12 protein-coding genes and 1 pseudogene are annotated in these 18,625 nt (G+C 61.1%); 3 read left to right on the forward strand and 10 right to left on the reverse strand.

Annotation, left to right across the window (positions count from 1 at the left end; all coding sequences use genetic code 11):
- The first annotated feature begins 18 nt into the window (after nucleotides 1-18).
- Nucleotides 19-1,824, forward strand: coding sequence for an acyl-CoA dehydrogenase (locus tag IPK59_10585; GenBank protein ID MBK8159181.1), 1,806 nt, complete (start codon nucleotides 19-21; stop codon nucleotides 1,822-1,824).
- Between the two features lie 4 nt (nucleotides 1,825-1,828).
- On the opposite strand, the gene IPK59_10590 is transcribed toward IPK59_10585, so the two are convergent.
- The 5 genes and pseudogenes from IPK59_10590 to IPK59_10610 form a co-directional block, all read right to left on the reverse strand.
- Nucleotides 1,829-2,926 carry an ABC transporter ATP-binding protein gene (locus IPK59_10590; GenBank protein MBK8159182.1) on the reverse strand — a complete coding sequence of 366 codons (1,098 nt, stop codon included), beginning with the start codon at nucleotides 2,924-2,926 and terminating at the stop codon, nucleotides 1,829-1,831.
- A gap of 28 nt (nucleotides 2,927-2,954) precedes the next feature.
- Nucleotides 2,955-3,740, reverse strand: coding sequence for an ABC transporter permease (locus IPK59_10595; protein MBK8159183.1), 786 nt, complete (start codon nucleotides 3,738-3,740; stop codon nucleotides 2,955-2,957).
- Nucleotides 3,741-3,762: 22 nt separating this feature from the next.
- A pseudogene (locus IPK59_10600) lies at nucleotides 3,763-4,666 on the reverse strand (ABC transporter permease subunit).
- A gap of 176 nt (nucleotides 4,667-4,842) precedes the next feature.
- Entirely contained in the window at nucleotides 4,843-5,955 is a 1,113-nt protein-coding gene (locus IPK59_10605) for an ABC transporter substrate-binding protein (protein MBK8159184.1), read from the reverse strand.
- A gap of 294 nt (nucleotides 5,956-6,249) precedes the next feature.
- A complete protein-coding gene (locus IPK59_10610) occupies nucleotides 6,250-7,362 on the reverse strand; it encodes an ABC transporter substrate-binding protein (GenBank protein MBK8159185.1) in 1,113 nt (370 codons plus the stop codon).
- A gap of 247 nt (nucleotides 7,363-7,609) precedes the next feature.
- On the opposite strand from IPK59_10610, the gene IPK59_10615 reads away from it, so the two are divergent.
- Nucleotides 7,610-9,175: an alkaline phosphatase family protein gene (locus tag IPK59_10615; protein MBK8159186.1), complete on the forward strand. Its 1,566-nt coding sequence runs from the start codon at nucleotides 7,610-7,612 to the stop codon at nucleotides 9,173-9,175.
- A gap of 55 nt (nucleotides 9,176-9,230) precedes the next feature.
- Here the strand turns inward: IPK59_10615 and IPK59_10620 are convergent, their stop codons facing one another.
- From IPK59_10620 to hisD, 5 genes are all read right to left on the reverse strand, one after another.
- On the reverse strand, nucleotides 9,231-11,435 hold the full coding sequence (locus tag IPK59_10620) for a N,N-dimethylformamidase (protein ID MBK8159187.1): 2,205 nt from the start codon (nucleotides 11,433-11,435) through the stop codon (nucleotides 9,231-9,233).
- 34 nt (nucleotides 11,436-11,469) lie between these two features.
- Complete coding sequence (locus tag IPK59_10625; GenBank protein MBK8159188.1) at nucleotides 11,470-11,763, reverse strand: hypothetical protein; 294 nt, start codon at nucleotides 11,761-11,763, stop codon at nucleotides 11,470-11,472.
- Between the two features lie 64 nt (nucleotides 11,764-11,827).
- On the reverse strand, nucleotides 11,828-13,474 hold the full coding sequence (pgi, locus tag IPK59_10630) for a glucose-6-phosphate isomerase (GenBank protein MBK8159189.1): 1,647 nt from the start codon (nucleotides 13,472-13,474) through the stop codon (nucleotides 11,828-11,830).
- Complete coding sequence (locus IPK59_10635) at nucleotides 13,471-15,111, reverse strand: alpha-D-glucose phosphate-specific phosphoglucomutase (protein ID MBK8159190.1); 1,641 nt, start codon at nucleotides 15,109-15,111, stop codon at nucleotides 13,471-13,473. Before IPK59_10635 ends, pgi begins: the two co-directional genes overlap by 4 nt.
- 5 nt (nucleotides 15,112-15,116) lie before the next feature.
- Nucleotides 15,117-16,454, reverse strand: coding sequence for a histidinol dehydrogenase (hisD, locus tag IPK59_10640; protein MBK8159191.1), 1,338 nt, complete (start codon nucleotides 16,452-16,454; stop codon nucleotides 15,117-15,119).
- Nucleotides 16,455-17,289: 835 nt separating this feature from the next.
- Here hisD and rimO point away from each other — a divergent pair.
- Complete coding sequence (rimO, locus tag IPK59_10645) at nucleotides 17,290-18,618, forward strand: 30S ribosomal protein S12 methylthiotransferase RimO (protein ID MBK8159192.1); 1,329 nt, start codon at nucleotides 17,290-17,292, stop codon at nucleotides 18,616-18,618.
- The last annotated feature ends 7 nt before the right edge of the window (nucleotides 18,619-18,625 follow it).

The raw sequence follows: 18,625 nt of genomic DNA on the forward strand, positions 1-18,625 counted from the left end.
AGCCAGTCGGGGGACGTCATGAGTGCCTATGAAGCACCGTTGAAAGAGATCCTGTTTGCCTTGGAGGAGGTCGCCGGCCTCCCCGAGATCGCGACATTGCCGGGCTATGAAGAGGCAGGGGCGGAGACCATCGCCGCCATCTTCGAAGCGGCCGGCACATTCTCGGGCGAGGTGCTCGCCCCCATCAACAAGAACGGCGACAAGGGTTGCACCCTCAAGGACGGCCAGGTAACGACCGCCGAAGGCTATCGCGACGCCTATCAGCGCTTCGTGGCGGACGGCTGGAATGCCGTGGCCTTCGATCCCGAATACGGCGGCCAAGGCATGCCCTGGGTGGTCACCACGGCGCTGCAGGAGATCTGGAACAGCGGTAGCGTGGCGTTTGCCGCCTGTCCGATGCTGACGCAAGCCGCGGTGGAAGCGCTCTATCATCACGGCACCGAGGCGCAGAAGGCGAAATACCTGCCCAAGCTGGTGAGCGGCGAATGGACCGGCACCATGAATCTGACCGAGCCGCAAGCCGGGACCGACCTCGGCGCCATCCGCACCCGGGCGGAGGATGACGGCCCCGGAAAATCAGGAGGGGGCGGCTACCTGCTGAAAGGTCAGAAGATCTTCATCACCCATGGCGAACATGATTTCGTGCCGAACATCATCCACATGGTGCTGGCACGCCATCCGGGCGGCCCGGCCGGGCATAAAGGCCTGTCGCTGTTCGTGGCACCGAAATTCCTGGTGAATGACGACGGATCCCTGGGGGCGCGCAACGACGTCACCTGCGTCTCGATCGAGCACAAACTGGGCCTCCATGGATCGCCCACCTGCGTCATGGCCTATGGCGAAAAGACCGGTGCAGTGGCCGAGTTGGTCGGCGAGCCGCTGCAGGGCCTGCCGCACATGTTCACCATGATGAACAATGCGCGCCTGACCGTCGGCGTCCAGGGTCTTGGCATCGCGGAGCGGGCAACCCAGCATGCCGCCGCCTATGCGCGCATGCGCGTGCAATCGCCCGTGGTGGGCGCACCTCCCGGTGCAAATCTCCCAATCCTTCACCATGCCGACGTGCGCCGGAACCTCGCCACGATGCGGGCGCTGACCCAGGGTGCCCGGGCACTCGCCTATTTCACCGCCGGCGCCCTTGACCGCGCCAAGAAACACCCGGATGCCGCAGAGCGGACGCGCCAGCAGGCACTGGTCGACCTGATGATCCCGATCGTCAAGGCCTGGAGCACCGATCAGGGCGTGCGCGTGAGCTCGCTCGGCGTCCAGGTACATGGAGGTGCCGGATTCATCGAGCAAACAGGGGCAGCGCAGTTCTATCGCGATGCCCGCATCTTCCCGATCTATGAAGGCACCAATGGCATCCAGGCCATCGATCTGGTCGGCCGCAAGATCCAGCGCGATGAGGGGCGCGCCATGCACGACCTCATCGCCATCATGTCTGCCAATCTCAAGGAGTTCGGCATCCAGGGCGAGGATCTGCCAGCGCTCCATGACCGGTTGATGCCGGCTCTGCAGCGCCTGGGATCAGGTACCGATTATATCCTGATCGCCGGCAAGACCGATCCCAACCTGGCGCTCGCCGTGGCGCAACCCTATCTCAATCTCTGCGGGACGGTCATTGCCGGCTGGTTGCTGGCGAAATCGGCGCTCGCTGCCAGCAAGCGATTGGCCGCCGGCGACAGCGATGAAAATTTCCTGAAGGCCAAAATCGCCATGGCGCGATTTTATGCGGACAATATCCTCGCCGAAAGCAATGGCCATCTCTCGCAGATCAACGGCGGCGCCAAGAGCTTGCTGGCGATTGATCCGGAGAGTTTGTAGCGCCTTAAACGCCTTCCAACACCAGCAGATCCGCTGGCGAGAAGGTGACTGTGGCTTCAGCGCTGTGCTCCGGTGGCGTCACGCCTGGATTGTTGAACGTGTCGAGCGACAGGATATTGTCACCGCGGCGTACCTTGATGCGGATCACGGAACCCAGGAACGCCACCTCCTCGATTATTCCTTGCAGGCGGTTGCGCTCGGCATGGTCGGCCATGTTGGTGGTAGCACCCTGCCCGCCGAAGCCTTCAAGGCGAGCTGCCTCCGGTCGCAAAGAGACGGCACAGGCGTCGCCCGCCTTGGCGTTGGGGAAGCCGCGGCCGGCGACGATCTTTTGTCCGCCAACATCAAGGACACCGCTTGCCGCATCAACGACCGTACCGCTCAGCACGCTCAGCGTTCCCACGAAGGATGCCACAAAGCGCGTCTTGGGCTGGTTGTAGATCTCGAAGGGGGTTCCAACCTGGTCGACACGGCCCTCATTCATGACCACGATCCGGTCCGACATGGAAAGCGCTTCTTCCTGGTCATGGGTCACATAGATGGTAGTGATGCCAAGCTTGCGCTGCAGACTGCGGATCTCCTCCCGCAGCGAGACGCGGATCTTGGCGTCGAGGGCCGAGAGCGGCTCATCGAGCAGCAGGACCTGCGGCTTGATGGCAAGAGCTCGGGCCAGCGCCACGCGCTGCTGTTGGCCACCGGAAAGCTGATAGGGGTAGCGACCACTGAGATGGGGCAGCTTGATGATGTTCAGCATCTCCTCGACGCGCGGCCCGATCTCGGCGGCCGGACGCTTGGCGACCTTGAGTCCGAAGGCGACATTCTCCGCCACTGTCATGTTGGGGAACAGCGCATAGGATTGGAACACCATGCCGACATTGCGCTGGTTGGGCCTGAGATGCGTGATGTCCTTGCCGTCGATGCGGATCGTGCCGGCGGTCGGCAGTTCAAAGCCAGCCACCATGCGCAGGGTCGTCGTCTTGCCGCAGCCCGATGGCCCGAGGAATGAGACGAATTCGCCACGCGCGATGGCGAGGTCGACATTCTGCACCACGACATTCTGATTGAATGCCTTGCGGACCTGGTTGATCTCGAGAAACGCCATACTCATACCCTCTTGATACAAGCGCCGGTCACGGCGCGTGCTTGATCTGTTTTGCGCGGCCGAAGACATTGATGAGTCCCATGCATGCCCAGGTGAGCACGAAAGCCATCACGGCCAGAGCCGAAGGTTCATAGGCGCGATTGGCACCGACGAGCTGCAGATAGGGGCCGAAAGCCGGCCGGTTTAGCAGGCTCGCCATGGTGAATTCACCAATCACGATCGCGAAGGTGAGAAACGCACCCGACAGGATCGCCGTCCGCACATTGGGCAGGATCACCCTGAACAGGATGGTGGCCCAACCGGCGCCGAGATTTTCCGCGGCCTCGGTCAAGGTGCGGACGTCGATGGCTCGCAGCCCGGTATCCACTGCCCGGTACATGTAGGGAAGTGCCAGCGTGACATAGGAAAAGGCCAACAGCAGGTTCGTGGACCAGATTTCGGCGGTCATCGGCAGGAAGGAGGAGCTGTTATAGAGCCGCAGATAGCCGAACACGATAACGATGGCTGGAATGACCAGGGGCAGCAGCGTCACGAATTCAATGAGCGGTCGCAACTTGCGCAGCCGCAACTGGACCCAATAGGCCGTCGGCACCACCAGGAAGACGCCAATCACAATCGTCGCCAAGGCCATGAGCGTCGAGAAGAGGAAGGATTCCTGGAACGCCGAATCGGAGAAGACGGAGCGATAGGCGTCGAAGCTGTATTCGCCGCGCCGCATACGCAGGGAGAACTCGAACGTTCCCACCAGCGGCACGACGAAATAGAGCGTGCCGATGAGGAGTGCGATCCAGGACCCGAGACGGGATTGTTTCATTGCAGCCACCTTTCTCGCTGCGTCATCGCAGCCACCTTTCACTGCGACCGCGCAGCCAGATATAGGCCCCGTTGGTGAGCCCGGTAATGAAGATCATGCCAAGTGCCAGGGCATAGCCCAGATTGGGGTTGTGCAGCACATCACCGCGGATCTGCGCATAGAGCAGGATGGTGATGATGTTGAGCGAAGAACCGGTCAGCGCATAGGCCGTGGCGATGGCACCGAAGGCATTGGCGAATAGCAGCAGCGTGCAGCCCAGCACGCTCGGCCAAAGGATCGGGAAAGCGACATGCAGCCAGTATTGCAGCCTGCTCGCACCGAGGATTTCCGAAGCCTCGCGCCATTCGCGTTTGAGGCCGTCGAGCGCGGGCGCCATGATCAGCACCATGAGCGGGATCTGGAAATAGAGGGTAGGTGAGCGTCAGGCCCCAGAAGCTCAGCAGGTTGAAGCCGGTCGCATAGATGTTCACATCAAAGAACTTCACCAGCAGCACCGTGACGAGGCCAGTGCGCCCGAGTGTCGCGAGGAAGGCGAAGGCGAGCGGCAGGCCGGCAAAATTCGAGGCAACACCTGAGAATGTCATCAGGGTAGGTCGGATCCAGGCCGGCAAGCCACCCAGGACAACGGCATAGGCAAGGCCGAAGCCGATCACGGCACCGACCAGGGCCGAAGCGCCGCTGACCTTGATGCTGATCCAATACGCACTCATGATCGACGGGGTGAACAGGTCGAAGATGTTCTGCAGCGTGAAATTGCCTTCCGGATCCTGGAAGCCGCCAACGACGAGGTAGAGCGTCGGCAGGATCAGGAACATGAGGGCAAAGATGAGAAACGGCGCGACACCGACCCACGCCCAGGCCGTCTGCACCAATTGAAGGCGCGACGCCGCTGCGGGCGGCGCCATGGATTCCTGTGACTGTGTCATCTTCCCCGATACGACCGATGGATATGCCGCCAATGGATAAGCCTGGGGGCGCCAGCAGCGCCCCGCGAGATCAATTCCAAGCTGACTACTTTCCGCCTCTGTCCCCAAATGAGAGGCCGCGCCAGTGCAAGGGGCGTGAATGCCCGAAGCACCGGCGCGGCCACATCATCTAGGCGTTACTGCACGTTGGCGCCGACCACCGTATCCCACTGCTTGGTGATCGTTTCCTTGGCAGCACCCTGCTCTTCGAGCGTCGGGAAATAGGCCTTCTCATACGCAGCTGCCGGCGGCAGCTTGTCGAGCATCTCCTGCGGCACCTTGCCGTTCTTCACGAGGTCGTTGAAGCGGATCGGATGGCAATAGCCCTTCAGCCAGCCGAGCTGACCTTCGTCGGAATAGAGGTATTCCATCCACAGCTTGGCAGCGTTCGGATGCGGCGCGTAGGCACTGATCGCCTGCACATAGACACCGGCAACCACAGCACTGGTCGGCACGACGACCTCGACCGGCGGATTCCCCTTCAAGGTGTCGCGATCAGCGAGCGCCAGGTAATCCCAGCGGATGATGATCGGAGTCGAGCCCTGCGCGAGGCTCGCGGCCTTACCGATGACCGGCACGAAGTTACCCGCCTTGTTGAGGTCCGAGAAGAACTTCAGGCCGGCTTCGCCAGCTTCGGCACCCGGCTTGGCACCGGTCGACATGCCAGCGCCATGCACGCCGATGATGGCGGCGTTCGAGGAACGCGGATCGCCGGCAAGTGCCACGGAGTTGGCATATTCCGGCTTCTGCAGATCGGCCCAATCCTTGGGCACGTTCTTCACGATGTCGGTGTTCACTTCGAAGGACAGCACGCCGTAATAGTCGCCGTACCAATAGCCCTCGGCATCCTTGGCGCTGTCGGGGATCGAATCCCAGGTCGCGACCTTGTAGGGCTGGATAAGGCCTTCGGCCTTCGATGAGGGACCAAAAGCGAGGCCGACGTCGATGACATCCGGCGCCTGCGGACCTTTATTGTCCTTGTTCGCCTTGATCGCTTCGATCTCGTCGCCAGAGCCGGCATCCGGATTGAGCTCGTTGACCTTCAGGCCGTACTTGGCCTTGAAACCTTCGATGAGATCGCCATAGCCGCACCAATCATGGGGCAGCGCGATCGTGGTGAGTTCGCCCTCGGCCTTGGCAGCCGCGATCAGATCGTCCATCGAATCGGCGGCAGCGAAACTGGTCATGAGCGCGGTCGTCGACATCAATGTCGCGAGTGACAGGGCGACGGAACGCGTAACGGATTTCATAGGTACCTCCCAAGGTCCATAAGAGTGGTCTGCAAGCGGGCTTATTATTCTAATGTCATACAAACTTCACTTGACAGATATTCACTTTGATAAGGCCATCCAGCTTTGTCAAGGCAACCCGAAAGTGAAACGAAAGTCTAAACCCGCGAAACGCGCTTAAAGCACGCGAACGATGACGGTTTTGTGAACCATCCTGGCAATATTGCGATGCAATAGTTTCGCAACGAATCTGGAACTGGCCGCCGGCGTCAGTCCATTCCCGGTCAAAGCCGGCGGCCGATCGAGGTCCAGCGATTACTTCACTTCCGCGCCGACCACCGTATCCCATTGCCGGGTGATCAGTTCCTTGGCGCCGTGCTGCTCGTCGAGCGTCGGGAAGACCGCTTTTTCATACGCAGCCGCCGGCGGCAGCTTGTCGAGCATCTCCTGCGGCACCTTGCCGTTCTTCACGAGGTCGTTGAAGCGGATCGGATGGCAATAGCCCTTCAGCCAACCGAGCTGACCTTCATCGGAATAGAGGTATTCCATCCACAGCTTCGCGGCATTGGGATGCGGCGCGTAGGCGCTGATCGCCTGCACATAGACACCGGCAAGCACCGTGCTTTCCGGCACCACAACTTCGACCGGCGGGTTGCCTTTCAGCACATCGCGATCAGCCAACGCCAGATAGTCCCAGCGCATGATGATCGGCGTCGTTCCTTGCGCGAGGCTGTTGGCCTTGCCGCCCACCGGCACGAAATTGCCGGACTTGTTGAGGTCGGCGAAGAAGTTCAAACCGGCTTCGCCTGCCGCCTTGCCCGGTGCCGCACCGGTCGACAGACCGGCGGCATAGATCGCCATGATGCCCTCGTTGCCGGTGCGCGGATCGCCGGAGAGCGCTACCAGATTGGCATATTCCGGCTTCTGGAGGTCGGCCCAATCCTTGGGCACGTTCTTCACGATGTCGGTATTCACCTCGAACGACATGACACCGTAATAGTCGCCATACCAGTAGCCCTCGGCATCCTTGGCGCTGTCCGGGATCGAATCCCAGGTCGCAACCTTGTAGGGCTGAATGAGACCTTCGGCCTTCGAGGACGGGCCGAAGCCCAGACCCACATCGATCACATCCGGCGCCTGCGGACCCTTGTTGTCCTTGTTCGACTTGATCGCCTCGATCTCGTCGCCGGACCCGCCATCCGGGTTGAGTTCGGTGATCTTGAGGCCGTATTTGGCTTTGAAATTCTCGATGAGCGCGCCATAGCCGCACCAGTCATGAGGCAGCGCGATGGTGGTGAGCTCGCCCTCGGCCTTGGCGGCGGCGACCAGCTCGTCCATCGACCCAGCCGAGGCAAAGCTGGTCGTGATGGCTGTGGTCGACAGCAGGGTCGCCAATGACAGGGCGACAGCGCGCGTAACGGATATCATCTCTTATCTCCCGCAATCTTATGAGGCCCGGCGCATGGAGCGCCTGGGCATGTCGCAGTCCGCAAACTGCGGGGTGGCTTAGATCATGTGGGCAATGACGCTTTCATGAAGCCGCCATGTCAGTCGCGCGATATCGGCCAAGGCGGGGAGGTGCTTGGCGGAATACCGCGGCTCGGTCTAGGATGCCGGCCGATTCCACACCCACCTTGGCAACCCTGGGCCAAGGCAACTTCGGGAACTCACCAGCATGTCCGCGCCACGCAAGGTTCTGTTCATTTCGGCCGATCAGTGGCGGGGCGAATGCCTGTCCGCCCTCGGCCATCCGACCGTCAAGACGCCGCATCTCGACGCACTCATCGCCGATCCGGTGCTGTTCAAGCGCCACTACACAGTCACAGCACCCTGCGGCCCGGCGCGCGCCAGCCTCAATACCGGCCTTTACCTGATGAATCACCGCTCCGGCCGGAACGGGACACCGCTTGATGCGCGGCACACCAATGTTGCCTTGGAGGCACGCAAGATCGGCCTGGATCCGACCCTGCTGGGCTATACCGATACCAGCGCCGATCCGCGCGGCCGGCATCCGAACGACCCGGCACTCAGGACCTATGAGGGTCCATTGCCAGGCTACAAGCCGACATTGATGTTCCCGGAATTCATGGCTGCCTGGATGAGCGATCTGAAGGCCAAGGGCTATCAGTTCGAAGGCCGTCACGACGTCTATCAGCCCAAACCCGGTTTCGAGAAACCCAAGGATCGCGGCCACCGCTTCATCCCGACCCTGTTCTCGGCCGAAGACAGCGACACAAGTTTCATGGCCAACAGGATCATCGACTGGCTGGGCGACCGGCAACATGACGATTGGTTCCTGCATTGCGTCTTCCTGCGCCCGCATCCCCCGGTGATCACGCCGGAGCCTTACAACGCAATGTACGATCCCAAGGACGTGCCCTTCCCGCGCCGCAAGGCGACGCCGGAGGAAGAAGCCAGGCAGCATCCGCACCTCAAGATCATGCTCGAGAAATTTGCCAAGCCGAACTCGTATGAGGAGCACAACCCGAACAACCTGGTGACGATGCCAGATCTGGAAGTGCGGCAGATGCGTGCCTGCTACTATGGCATGATGAACGAGGTCGACGATGCGGTCGGTCGCATCATCGCGCATCTGAAGAAGACCGGCGAGTATGATCATACGCTTATCATCTTCACCTGCGACCACGGCGAGATGGGCGGCGATCACTATACCTGGGGCAAGGAGACCTATTTCGACCAGAGTTTCTCGATCCCCCTCATCATTCGCGATCCGCGCGACCTCGCCGATTCCACCCGCGGCACCATCGTCGACGCCTTCACGGAATCGGTCGACGTGATGCCCACGATTCTCGACTGGCTCGGCGCCGAGATTCCGGCGCAATGCGACGGCCGGTCGCTCACGGGCTTCCTGACCGGCGAAGCGCCGTCACGCTGGCGCGAGGAGGCACATATGGAACTCGATTTCCGCTCGGGTCCCTATGGCGGGATCGGCGCCGAACGCGCCTTTGGGCTGGAGACACATGACTGCCAGGTGGCGATCATCCGCGGACGTCGCTGGAAGTACGTGCATTTCGCCGCGCTGCCACCACTCCTGTTCGATATCGAGAATGATCCCGATGAGATGAACGATCTTTCCAAGGATCCGGGCCATGCCGGCGTGATGCTTGAAATGGCACAGAAGATGCTGTCCTGGCGCCTCAGGCATCAGGAGCATGTGCTGACCGATCTCCATAACGGCCCGAACGGGGTCGAGGATTGGGGAAAGAAGCAACGAGGGTGAGAGCAGCCCCACCCGAACTTCCTCCCGCGGGGGAAAGTTCGGGTGGGTGTTCGTCCTAGAACGGCGTCGGATCAACGAAGCGCTTCACAACATTCTCCGTGAGTCGACTGACATTGTTCTGGTAGCCGTCATGGGCCAGCGCCCCGCCATAGGAGATTGAGCCGGTCGAGAAGACTGCGCCGCCATTGGGCGTTTCGAAGAACATCATGTCGCACCGCACACGCGGGTTGGTGTCGCCGTTGACAGCGGAATGGGTGTGGTTCATTTCCTCATTCACCCAATGATAGCTGTCCGGAAAGTCGGTTGCCGCCGCTACAATCAGCGCATGGGGCGGCGTACCGAGGCGCGTATCGGCGCGATCGATTTCCCAGCCCGCGGCGCCACCACCCACGGTGCCGAAATCGCCGATCACTTCATCGATGCCGATGCCGTCAAACATGAAACTGACGCGCGGATCCTGGCTTTCCGGAGTGCGATGATAGGGCACGGCATTGACGAAGCCCTGCGCCGCAAAAGCATTGCCGACCAGCATGTTGGGTGGTCGGCCATTGCGGGCCCAGAGACCGGACATTTCACCCGTGAAACTCATGAAATACTCCCCTGATTCCGAGAACCAGGCGCGCATGCCGTCTTCGGCGCGGCGATGTTCGATGACGCCAGGCAGGCCCGCATGATAGGCGATGCGCCAGTAGAAGCCGTTGGCGCCCATATACATCAGGCGGCCGCCGCCATTGGTATAGGCCTGCAGGGCATCGAGCATCGCCTTCGAATAATACTCAGGATGTGTCCCCGTCATCACGCAGCGGTAGGGACGCAGGCACTCGACACCCTCTGCATGAAGATCGTCATCGGTGATGACGTCATAGGGTATCTTCTTTTTCTCCAGCCAGTCGGTGAGATGCGTATCAGCATTGAACTGCCACAGGTCGGTCTTTGGCCGCATGTTGAGGATGGGTCGGAGATGCGATGAATAGCAGACGCCGCTGCCGTCGCTATGCTCATCATAAACCGAGAGTCCGAAGCCCTCATGCTCCTCCAGATACTGGTCAACCGAACTCATGGTGGCGAATTTACAGCTCGAGAGTTCATCGAACCACCAGCTGGAGATCATCTGCTGGTTGGCGTAGGCAAGGTAGCTGGCGGTCGGGATGAGCAAGGCAAGCGGCGCCGTCGATGTTCCTCGCGCGGGTCGCACAAAGAAAGGGATGTAATCCTCGATCTTGCCGACCGGAGTCTTCTGCCAGACATGGACGCAGTAAACGCCGGAACCAAGATCCGCCGGCACCGTCAGTGTGAAGTCCGTGCGCCAGCCACAATCATAGAGATCGTCATCGTGGAAATGGATGGCGCCGTAATGCTCCGGCTTGGACTGCCAATTGAAATCCGAAGAATCCCAGTTCCAGCCCGTCATGGCGCGGGTCGGCAGATTGATGCTGCGGCCGTGATAGCGGTTGCCGGAGACGTCGGTGACCTTGACCGTCGACATGCCGCGCGAAAAATCCCAGGCAGCGACGACATACTGCGCGAGTTCGACATCCAGCGGCAGATCGCGCAAGCGTTCGATCTCCGCCGGTTTCAATGCCCGGCTTGATACGCGCGGGCTGTCGATCTTGCCGTTGAAATGTGCCGTGGCGAACTTGTCGTCGTTCCAGGCAGCAATCAGGAAGCGGCCACCCTCGCCCATCGGCTCCGCCAGCATCTGAGTCTCGCTGATCGATTGCTGCATGCCGTGATAGGCCAGCATCATGTTCTGGCCGACGACAATGCGTCCCGTGCCGGAATCATAGATGGCATAGACCTCGTACCAATGCCGCGCGAGCATTTTGACACCGGTCGAAACAGGTGCATTTTTGCCGGCGCGAAAGGCAAGGCAACCCTGTTCGTCGATATAGAGCGCATAGCCGGAGCCACTCGCAGCGTCAAAATTGCCGAGGATTGCCTGTGGCTTGCCATTGCCCGGCAAGGTCGGCCAGACCATCGCCTGGACAGTGAAATTGGGCAGGTCGAAGGGCTGGCGCGCGGTCACCCAGACATAGGAGCCGGCCAGAATCGGCTGGTGACGCGCTGGATAGGTACCGTCAATCTCGCTGTTGATGTTCTTGGACTTGAAGCCCGGACCCTCCGGGGAATCGTCGCCGCAGATCAGGCGCACCAGGCGGGCCTTGAATTTGCCCGGCAAAGGCGCGCTGATCTTGAAATTGACCGCGTCGCCGGGAACGGCGCTCAAGCGGTCGGAATAGCCGAGGATACGTTCGCTCATGATGTTGGCTGTCTCGTCTGGATGATGTGATGGCTCATTTTACCGGGCAGGGTTGGCCGACGACTTCCTGCCAGCGGGCGCGGAAGCAAGCCCAGGCGGCAGCACCGTAATCGGTGAAGATTTCGGTCTCGCTGACCTCGACCGGCAAGCCGCGCTTCGGTCCCATGCGGCCAAGGCGCCACTCCTGGTAGGGCTTGGTACAGATGATAATGGTGCGACCGCGCACGAAGCCCCAGCGCAGCAACTGCAGCAGCTTCTGCAGGTCGGCACTGTACGGGCCGAACGGCGCCGCCTTTGAATTGAGAGGCGAGCGCTGTGCTCTCCGCACTCTGTGGATCGATTTTGATCATGACTACCCCCGCCGGACACCGCCCCACGCGGTGCTTCACGCCCTATTTTCGGTGCGTATAACTATCATATAGGGCCATCAGGCCGGCTGTCGAGGAATCGGCTGGGCCACCCTTCCCCGCAAGCAGAGCATTGGCCATCTCCTTGCCCAGTTCGACACCCCATTGGTCGAAGGGGTTGATGCCCCAAATGGTGGCAGCGACAAACACCTTGTGTTCGTAAAGCGCGATCAAGGCGCCCAGATGGTATGGATCGAGGACAGGCAGCAGGATGGTCGTCGATGGGCGATTGCCGCCGAATGTGCGATGCGGCACGAGTGCCGCAATCGATGCCGCGTCGCGGCCGGCGGCCGTCATCTCGGACGCGACGGCCTCTGCCGATTTGCCAAAGGCGAGTGCTGCGGATTGGGCCAGGCCATTGGCGAAGAGCATATGATGCTGGTCCGGAAAGGCCGAGCGGTCCCGCGCCACCAGGATAAAATCGCAAGGCACCGGTTCCGACCCCTGATGCAGCATCTGGTGGAAAGCGTGCTGGCCGTTTGTGCCGGCCTGGCCCCAGATGACCGGCGACGTGTGCCAGGTCACCGGCGCACCGTCCCGCGTCACGGATTTGCCGTTGCTCTCCATCTCCAATTGCTGGAGATAGGCCGGCAGGCACCACAGATCCTGTGCATAGGGCAGGATTGCCTGCGCCGCCATATGACAGAAATTGCGATGCCAGACCTGCAGCAGACCGAGAATCACGGGCAGGTTCTCCGCCAGCGGCGCTTCCTGGAAATGGCGATCCATCGCCGCTGCACCGGCGAGGAGTTCGCGGAATTTGTGCGGCCCCACCGCCAGCACGATGGAAAGGCCGATGGCCGACCACAGCGAATAGCGACCGCCCACCCAGTCCCAGAAGCGAAACATGCGCGCGGGGTCTATTCCGAAATTCTGCACGGCGGCAATGTTGGTCGAGACTGCGACGAAATGCCGGTCAACCGCGGCTTCGCCCAGTTTCTCCGCAAGCCACTTCCGTGCCGAGCTTGCATTGGCCATGGTTTCGGCGGTCGTGAACGTCTTTGAGGCGATGATGAAAAGCGTCGTTTCCGGATTCGCCTTGGTGAGCACCGCATCGAGATGCGCACCATCAACGTTGGAAACGAAATCCATGGCAAAGCGGCCGGCAATATCCGGCCGGAGCGCATCCACCACCAGTGCTGGCCCCAGATCCGACCCACCGATACCGATATTGACGATATGCTCGATCCGCTTGCCGGTGGCGCCAGTGAAGGCGCCATGACGAACCTGATCGGCGAAATCGAACATCGCCTCCAGTTCCGCTTCCACCAGGGGCGCCACACTCGTGCCGTCGATCAGGAAGGTCAGGCCATGGCCTCCATGGGCGGCCGGCGCCCGCAAGGCCATGTGCAAGGCGGGCCGACCTTCGGTATTGTTGACCCGGTCGCCACTAAAGAGATGCGCCCGCGCCTGGGCGAGTTTCGCCTCGTCAGCCAGGCCCAGTAGCAGGCCCATGGTCACGTCGGTGATGCCGTTCTTCGAATAGTCGAGCACGATGTCGCCGAACCGCGCCGAAAAATTCCTGAAGCGCGCCGCATCACCGGCAAAAAGCTCGGTCAGCGTGGTATCGCCAAGCTTGGCCCGATGTGCCTCGAGTGCCTTCCAGGCCGGCAATAGGATCGGATTCGTCATGTCACCACATCCGGCTGGGCACGCCCAGACACACGTTTGATGCCGATGAGATCTTCGGCAAGGTTGATGTAATCGGCGAGCGCCGCTTGCGGCTCCAGATCGAGGACACCTGTCTTCGGTTCAAAGCGTTCGAGATAGAGGCGCAAGGTGGCACCCTCGGTGCCCGTGCCCGAGAGGCGCAGCACCAGCCGCCCACCATCGGAGAAGACCAGGCGGATTCCCTGACGTTCGCTGATCGACCCGTCGATCGGATCCTGATATCGGAAATCGTCGGCCAGCTCGATGCGCCGGCCCTTATCCGCGCGACCCTGCAAATCCGGCAGACGTTGACGCAAGGAATTGACGATCTCATTGGCCCGGTCCGTGTCGACCGCTTCGTAATCGTGGCGCGAATAATAGTGTCGGCCGAAACGACGCCAGTGCCCATCCATCATGGCCGGCACGGATTTCCCCGTGGCGGCCAGCAGATCGAGCCAGAACAGGACGGCCCAGAGCCCATCCTTTTCGCGCACATGATCGGAGCCGGTACCGTAGCTCTCCTCGCCGCACAGGGTGACCCGGCCGTCATCGAGAAGATTGCCGAAGAACTTCCAGCCGGTCGGTGTTTCAAAGCTCTCAATGCCGAGTTCCGCCGCCACCACATCGGCAGCGCGGCTGGTCGGCATGGAACGGGCAACGCCCTTGATACCTTTGGCATAGCCGGGAATGAGGTTGGCATTGGCGGCAAGAACGGCAAGGCTGTCACTCGGGCTGATCGCCAGCTTGGCACCCACGATCATGTTGCGATCGCCATCACCATCGGACGCAGCACCCAGCGCCGGCGCATCGGCTTCCCACATTCGCGCCATCAGTTCCTCGGCATGGGCCGGATTGGGATCGGGATGATGGTTGCCGAAATCGGTCTTCGGCACAAAGTTCAGCAAGGATTGGGGCGACGCGCCCAGCCGCTTTACCAGGATCTCCTCGGCATAGGGGCCGGTCACCGCATGCATCGCATCGAACAGCATGCGTTTGCCCTTGAGCCATTTGCGCATGCGGTCGAAATCGAACAGACTTTCCATCAGCGATGCGTAATCTGCCACTGGATCGACGACTTCTACTGTCATGCCACCCAGCGCCTGCATACCCAGGCGATCGAGATCGATCTTGCCGACGCTTTCATCGAGAATGTCGTAGCCGGTCAGGGTTTGCGACAGCTTGAACATCGCCTCGGTCAAGGATTCCGGGGCAGGACCGCCATTGGTGGCATTGTATTTGATGCCGAAATCGCCATCCGGACCGCCCGGATTGTGGCTGGCGGACAGAATGATGCCGCCCTTGAGCCCGCGCTGGCGGATGAGATTGCTGGCGGCCGGCGTGGAGAGGATACCACCCTTGCCCACCAGCACCTTGGCGATGCCATGTGCAGCCGCCATGCGCAGGATGATGGCGCTGGCCTCACGGTTGTAATAGCGGCCATCACCGCCCAGCGCGATCGTGGCACCCTTGAGATCGCCGACCGCGCCGAAGATTGCCTGCACGAACATCGCCAGGTAATGGGGTTCGGCGAAACGCTTGACTTTCTTGCGCAGGCCCGAGGTGCCGGGCCGCTGATCGGCAAAAGGCGGGCAGTTGATACGCTGGACCGATGCCGCCATCAAATTCATCCCTTTCGTGTTGCCATGATCTCATCGCGCGTGGCCGACACCGCATTGGCATGGGCATCGAAGCCTTCGTAACGGGCCAGAGTTTCGGCGGCCTTGGCCAAGCCTGGATAGCCGGCCGGCGTCACATGCGCCACGGTGGCGCGCTTCATGTAATCGAACACCGAGAGCGGTGACATGGTCTTGGCCCAGCCGCTGGTCGGCAACACATTGTTTGGACCGATGACGAAATTGGCCAGCGTATTGGAGCTGTATTCGCCCAGCAGGATCTCGCCGGCATTGCGGATGGCGCCGAGATGGGCATAGGGCTCCTTGGCGTGGATCATCAGATGTTCCGGGGCATAGTCGTTGACGAAGTCATAGGCGCTTTGCATATCGGGCGTAAGCACGATGCCGCCGCGTTCAGATGACAACACGGTCATCGTGTAATCGATCCGTGTCTCGCTCATCTTGCCGAAGAAGCCCGGGATCGCCTTGAGCGCCGCCTCCGCCACGTCACGCGATGGCGTCACCAGGAAGCCCGAGGAATCCGGCCCGTGTTCGACCTCGACCAGAAGATCGAGTGCCGCAAGGCGCCCATCCGCCGTCTCATCGGCCAGAATCAAAGCTTCCGAGGGGCCGGCCAGCATGCCGGGATCGATCCGGTCGGCGAGCAGTTTCTTGGCGGCGAGGAGATAGGGGCTGCCGGGTCCGACGATCTTGAGGCAGCGCGGCACACTGGCCGTACCAAAGGCGGCGGCGGCCACAGCCTGCGCCCCGCCGACCCGGTAGACTTCCGTGACGCCGGCCAGCTTGGCGGCGACGAGGGTCGCGGCATCGGCGCGGCCATCGGCACCCGGCGGCGTCAGCATGACCACACGCGGCACGCCGGCCACCACGGCGGGAATGGCCGTCATCAAAGCCACGGAGGGGAACGAGCCCTTGCCGCGCGGCACGTAACAGGCCACGGAATCGATCGGCGTCCAGCGTTCGCCGGCAAAGACGCCCGGTCGCATTTCCTTCAGCCACATTTCTTCCGGCCGCTGCGCCTCGTGATAACGGCGGATATTGTCGGCGGCGAATTTCAGGGCATCCATCACCTCGGCCGAGACGTGCTTCTCGGCCCAGTCGAAATCCTCAGGAGGAGTCATAATCTGGGCAAAAGTCTGCGGCGCGCCATCGAAACGCTGGGCACAGCCAATAAGGGCCAAGTCTCCTTCCGCCGCGACCGCGCCGATGATGGGCTTCACGGCATCGATGAAGCCTTGCAGATCCTCCTCGGAACGCACCTTCAGCCGGGCGATGGCAGCTTGGTCCATTTTGGCCAATTCATGGAGGCGCACGGCACGGTCTGTCATGTCGGGAAATTCCGGATCATCGAGCATCGCTCAGGTTGAGACAGCAGCTTAGCCAAGGGATGTATTGGCTTTCCACTCTGAAAGCAATGCAGTGCAGCAAAAGCCGGAGAGAGCAAAATTCGCCACAAAGCGCGCATTTCAGCGTCCGGCATCGCGGCAAAAAAAAGCGCCCAACCGCAAAGAGGAAGCGGTTGGGCGCTGGGGCCGAAATCAGCGGGGGTTCCCTTTCGGGGGGTAGGTCCGGCTGGGGTCGCCAAGATCGGCCGACCAGTTTGCAACGTCAGTAACGAAAAGATTGATCAAACGAGGGTCATTCTCGGGAAGCAGATAGACGGGCGCGCTACACCACCATTGAAAGACGTGGCTTTGCGAAAGCCAATCGGGAGCGCAGCAGGGCCCTCGATCGGAAAGTCAGGCGGGAACGCAAGGTCAAACGGGAACGGTCAGACGAGGTCCCGGCACCAAGCCAAGCGGGTGCCATGGCAACGCAAATGACCCACATCACCAAGGCCGTGCCGACAAGTGTTTCAACCATTGTCGCGTTCCTTTCTTCTGGGCGCACAAACGGGCTGCGACCCCAAAAAGCCGCCAAATTCCTCTGACCCAAGGTAACCACGACCAGAGACGCTTGCCCCCGACAAGCCGGTGACCTGCGTGACAAGGCTGTGACCCGCGAAATTGTATTCTATGACAATTACTTAGGAGACACCTTGCCTGACCGGGGAAATACCGCTAGGTGAAGCCCGATATGGATGGGCACATGCCCGCGCGCCCAACCCGTGGCTTGCCCCGAACCGGGCGCGCGACATCCCGGACCAGTTCAGGACTGCAGTAAATGAGCAAGAGCCAGCCGCGTGTCGGCATCGTCAGCCTGGGCTGCCCCAAGGCACTGGTCGATTCCGAACGCATCCTCACCCAGTTGCGGGCTGAAGGTTATGACATCTCGGATTCCTATGCCGGCGCCGATGTGGTGATCGTCAATACCTGCGGTTTTCTGGATTCCGCCCGCACCGAGAGCTTGGACGCCATTGGCGAAGCGCTTCATGAAAATGGCAAGGTGATCGTCACCGGTTGCCTGGGCGCCACACCGGACCTTATCCGCCAGCAGCACCCCAAGGTCCTGTCCATAACCGGCCCTCAGCAATATGAAAGCGTCGTGAGCGCGGTCCATGACGTGATCCCGCCCAAACACGATCCGTTCTATGACCTGGTGCCGCCGGCCGGGCTCAAGCTCACGCCGCGCCACTATGCCTATCTGAAGATCTCCGAAGGCTGCAACAATCGCTGCACCTTCTGCATCATCCCAAGCTTGCGCGGCGACCTTGCCTCGCGCCCGGTGCGCGAAGTGCTGATCGAGGCCGAGAATCTGGTGAAGTCCGGCGTCAAGGAATTGCTGGTGATCAGTCAGGATACAAGCGCTTACGGTGTGGATATTAGATATGCCGAGAGCAAGTATCAGGGCCGCATGGTCAAGGCGAAGTTCCTCGACCTCGCCCGCGAATTGGGCCAGCTCGGCGCGTGGACGCGGCTGCATTACGTCTATCCTTATCCGCATGTCGACGATGTCATTCCGCTGATGGCGGATGGCTTGATCCTGCCCTATCTCGACATCCCCTTCCAGCATGCCAGCCCGAAGATCCTCAAGGCCATGAAGCGCCCCGGCAATCAGGAAAAGGTGCTGGATCGGATCAAGGCCTGGCGCGAGATCTGCCCCGACCTCACCATCCGCTCGACCTTCATCGTCGGCTTCCCCGGCGAGACCGAGGAAGATTTCGAATTCATGCTGGATTGGCTGGAGGAAGCCGAGCTCGATCGCGTCGGCTGCTTCAAATACGAACCGGTCGACGGCGCCAAGTCCAACGATCTCGGCCTCGAGCAGGTTGATGAAGATGAGAAGCACGATCGCTGGGACCGCTTCATGGAAACCCAGCGCCTGATCAGTGAAAAGCGCATGCAGCGCAAGGTCGGCAGGACCATGGATGTCCTGATCGACGAGGCTGACAAGGTGCAGGCGATCGGCCGCTCCTCGGCCGATGCGCCGGAAATCGACGGCCAGGTCTTCGTTTCCAATCTCGGCAAGAAACGCCTGAAGGCCGGCGACATGGTGAAGGTGAAGATCGACCGCGCCGAGGATTACGATCTCTGGGGATCGTTGATCGGCTAGTTTTCGC

Source organism: Rhodospirillaceae bacterium (assembly GCA_016712715.1).
Taxonomy (GTDB): Bacteria; Pseudomonadota; Alphaproteobacteria; order Dongiales; family Dongiaceae; genus Dongia.

Excerpts from the sequence above, each read along its gene's own strand:
- IPK59_10615 (MBK8159186.1), top strand. The coding sequence starts at position 7,610 with ATGTCCGCGCCACGCAAGGTTCTGTTCATTTCGGCCGATCAGTGGCGG.
- rimO (MBK8159192.1), top strand. The coding sequence starts at position 17,290 with ATGAGCAAGAGCCAGCCGCGTGTCGGCATCGTCAGCCTGGGCTGCCCC.
- IPK59_10635 (MBK8159190.1), bottom strand. The coding sequence starts at position 15,111 with ATGGCGGCATCGGTCCAGCGTATCAACTGCCCGCCTTTTGCCGATCAG.
- IPK59_10595 (MBK8159183.1), bottom strand. The coding sequence starts at position 3,740 with ATGAAACAATCCCGTCTCGGGTCCTGGATCGCACTCCTCATCGGCACG.
- hisD (MBK8159191.1), bottom strand. The coding sequence starts at position 16,454 with ATGACAGACCGTGCCGTGCGCCTCCATGAATTGGCCAAAATGGACCAA.
- IPK59_10605 (MBK8159184.1), bottom strand. The coding sequence starts at position 5,955 with ATGAAATCCGTTACGCGTTCCGTCGCCCTGTCACTCGCGACATTGATG.
- IPK59_10590 (MBK8159182.1), bottom strand. The coding sequence starts at position 2,926 with ATGGCGTTTCTCGAGATCAACCAGGTCCGCAAGGCATTCAATCAGAAT.
- IPK59_10610 (MBK8159185.1), bottom strand. The coding sequence starts at position 7,362 with ATGATATCCGTTACGCGCGCTGTCGCCCTGTCATTGGCGACCCTGCTG.
- pgi (MBK8159189.1), bottom strand. The coding sequence starts at position 13,474 with ATGACGAATCCGATCCTATTGCCGGCCTGGAAGGCACTCGAGGCACAT.
- IPK59_10620 (MBK8159187.1), bottom strand. The coding sequence starts at position 11,435 with ATGAGCGAACGTATCCTCGGCTATTCCGACCGCTTGAGCGCCGTTCCC.
- IPK59_10585 (MBK8159181.1), top strand. The coding sequence starts at position 19 with ATGAGTGCCTATGAAGCACCGTTGAAAGAGATCCTGTTTGCCTTGGAG.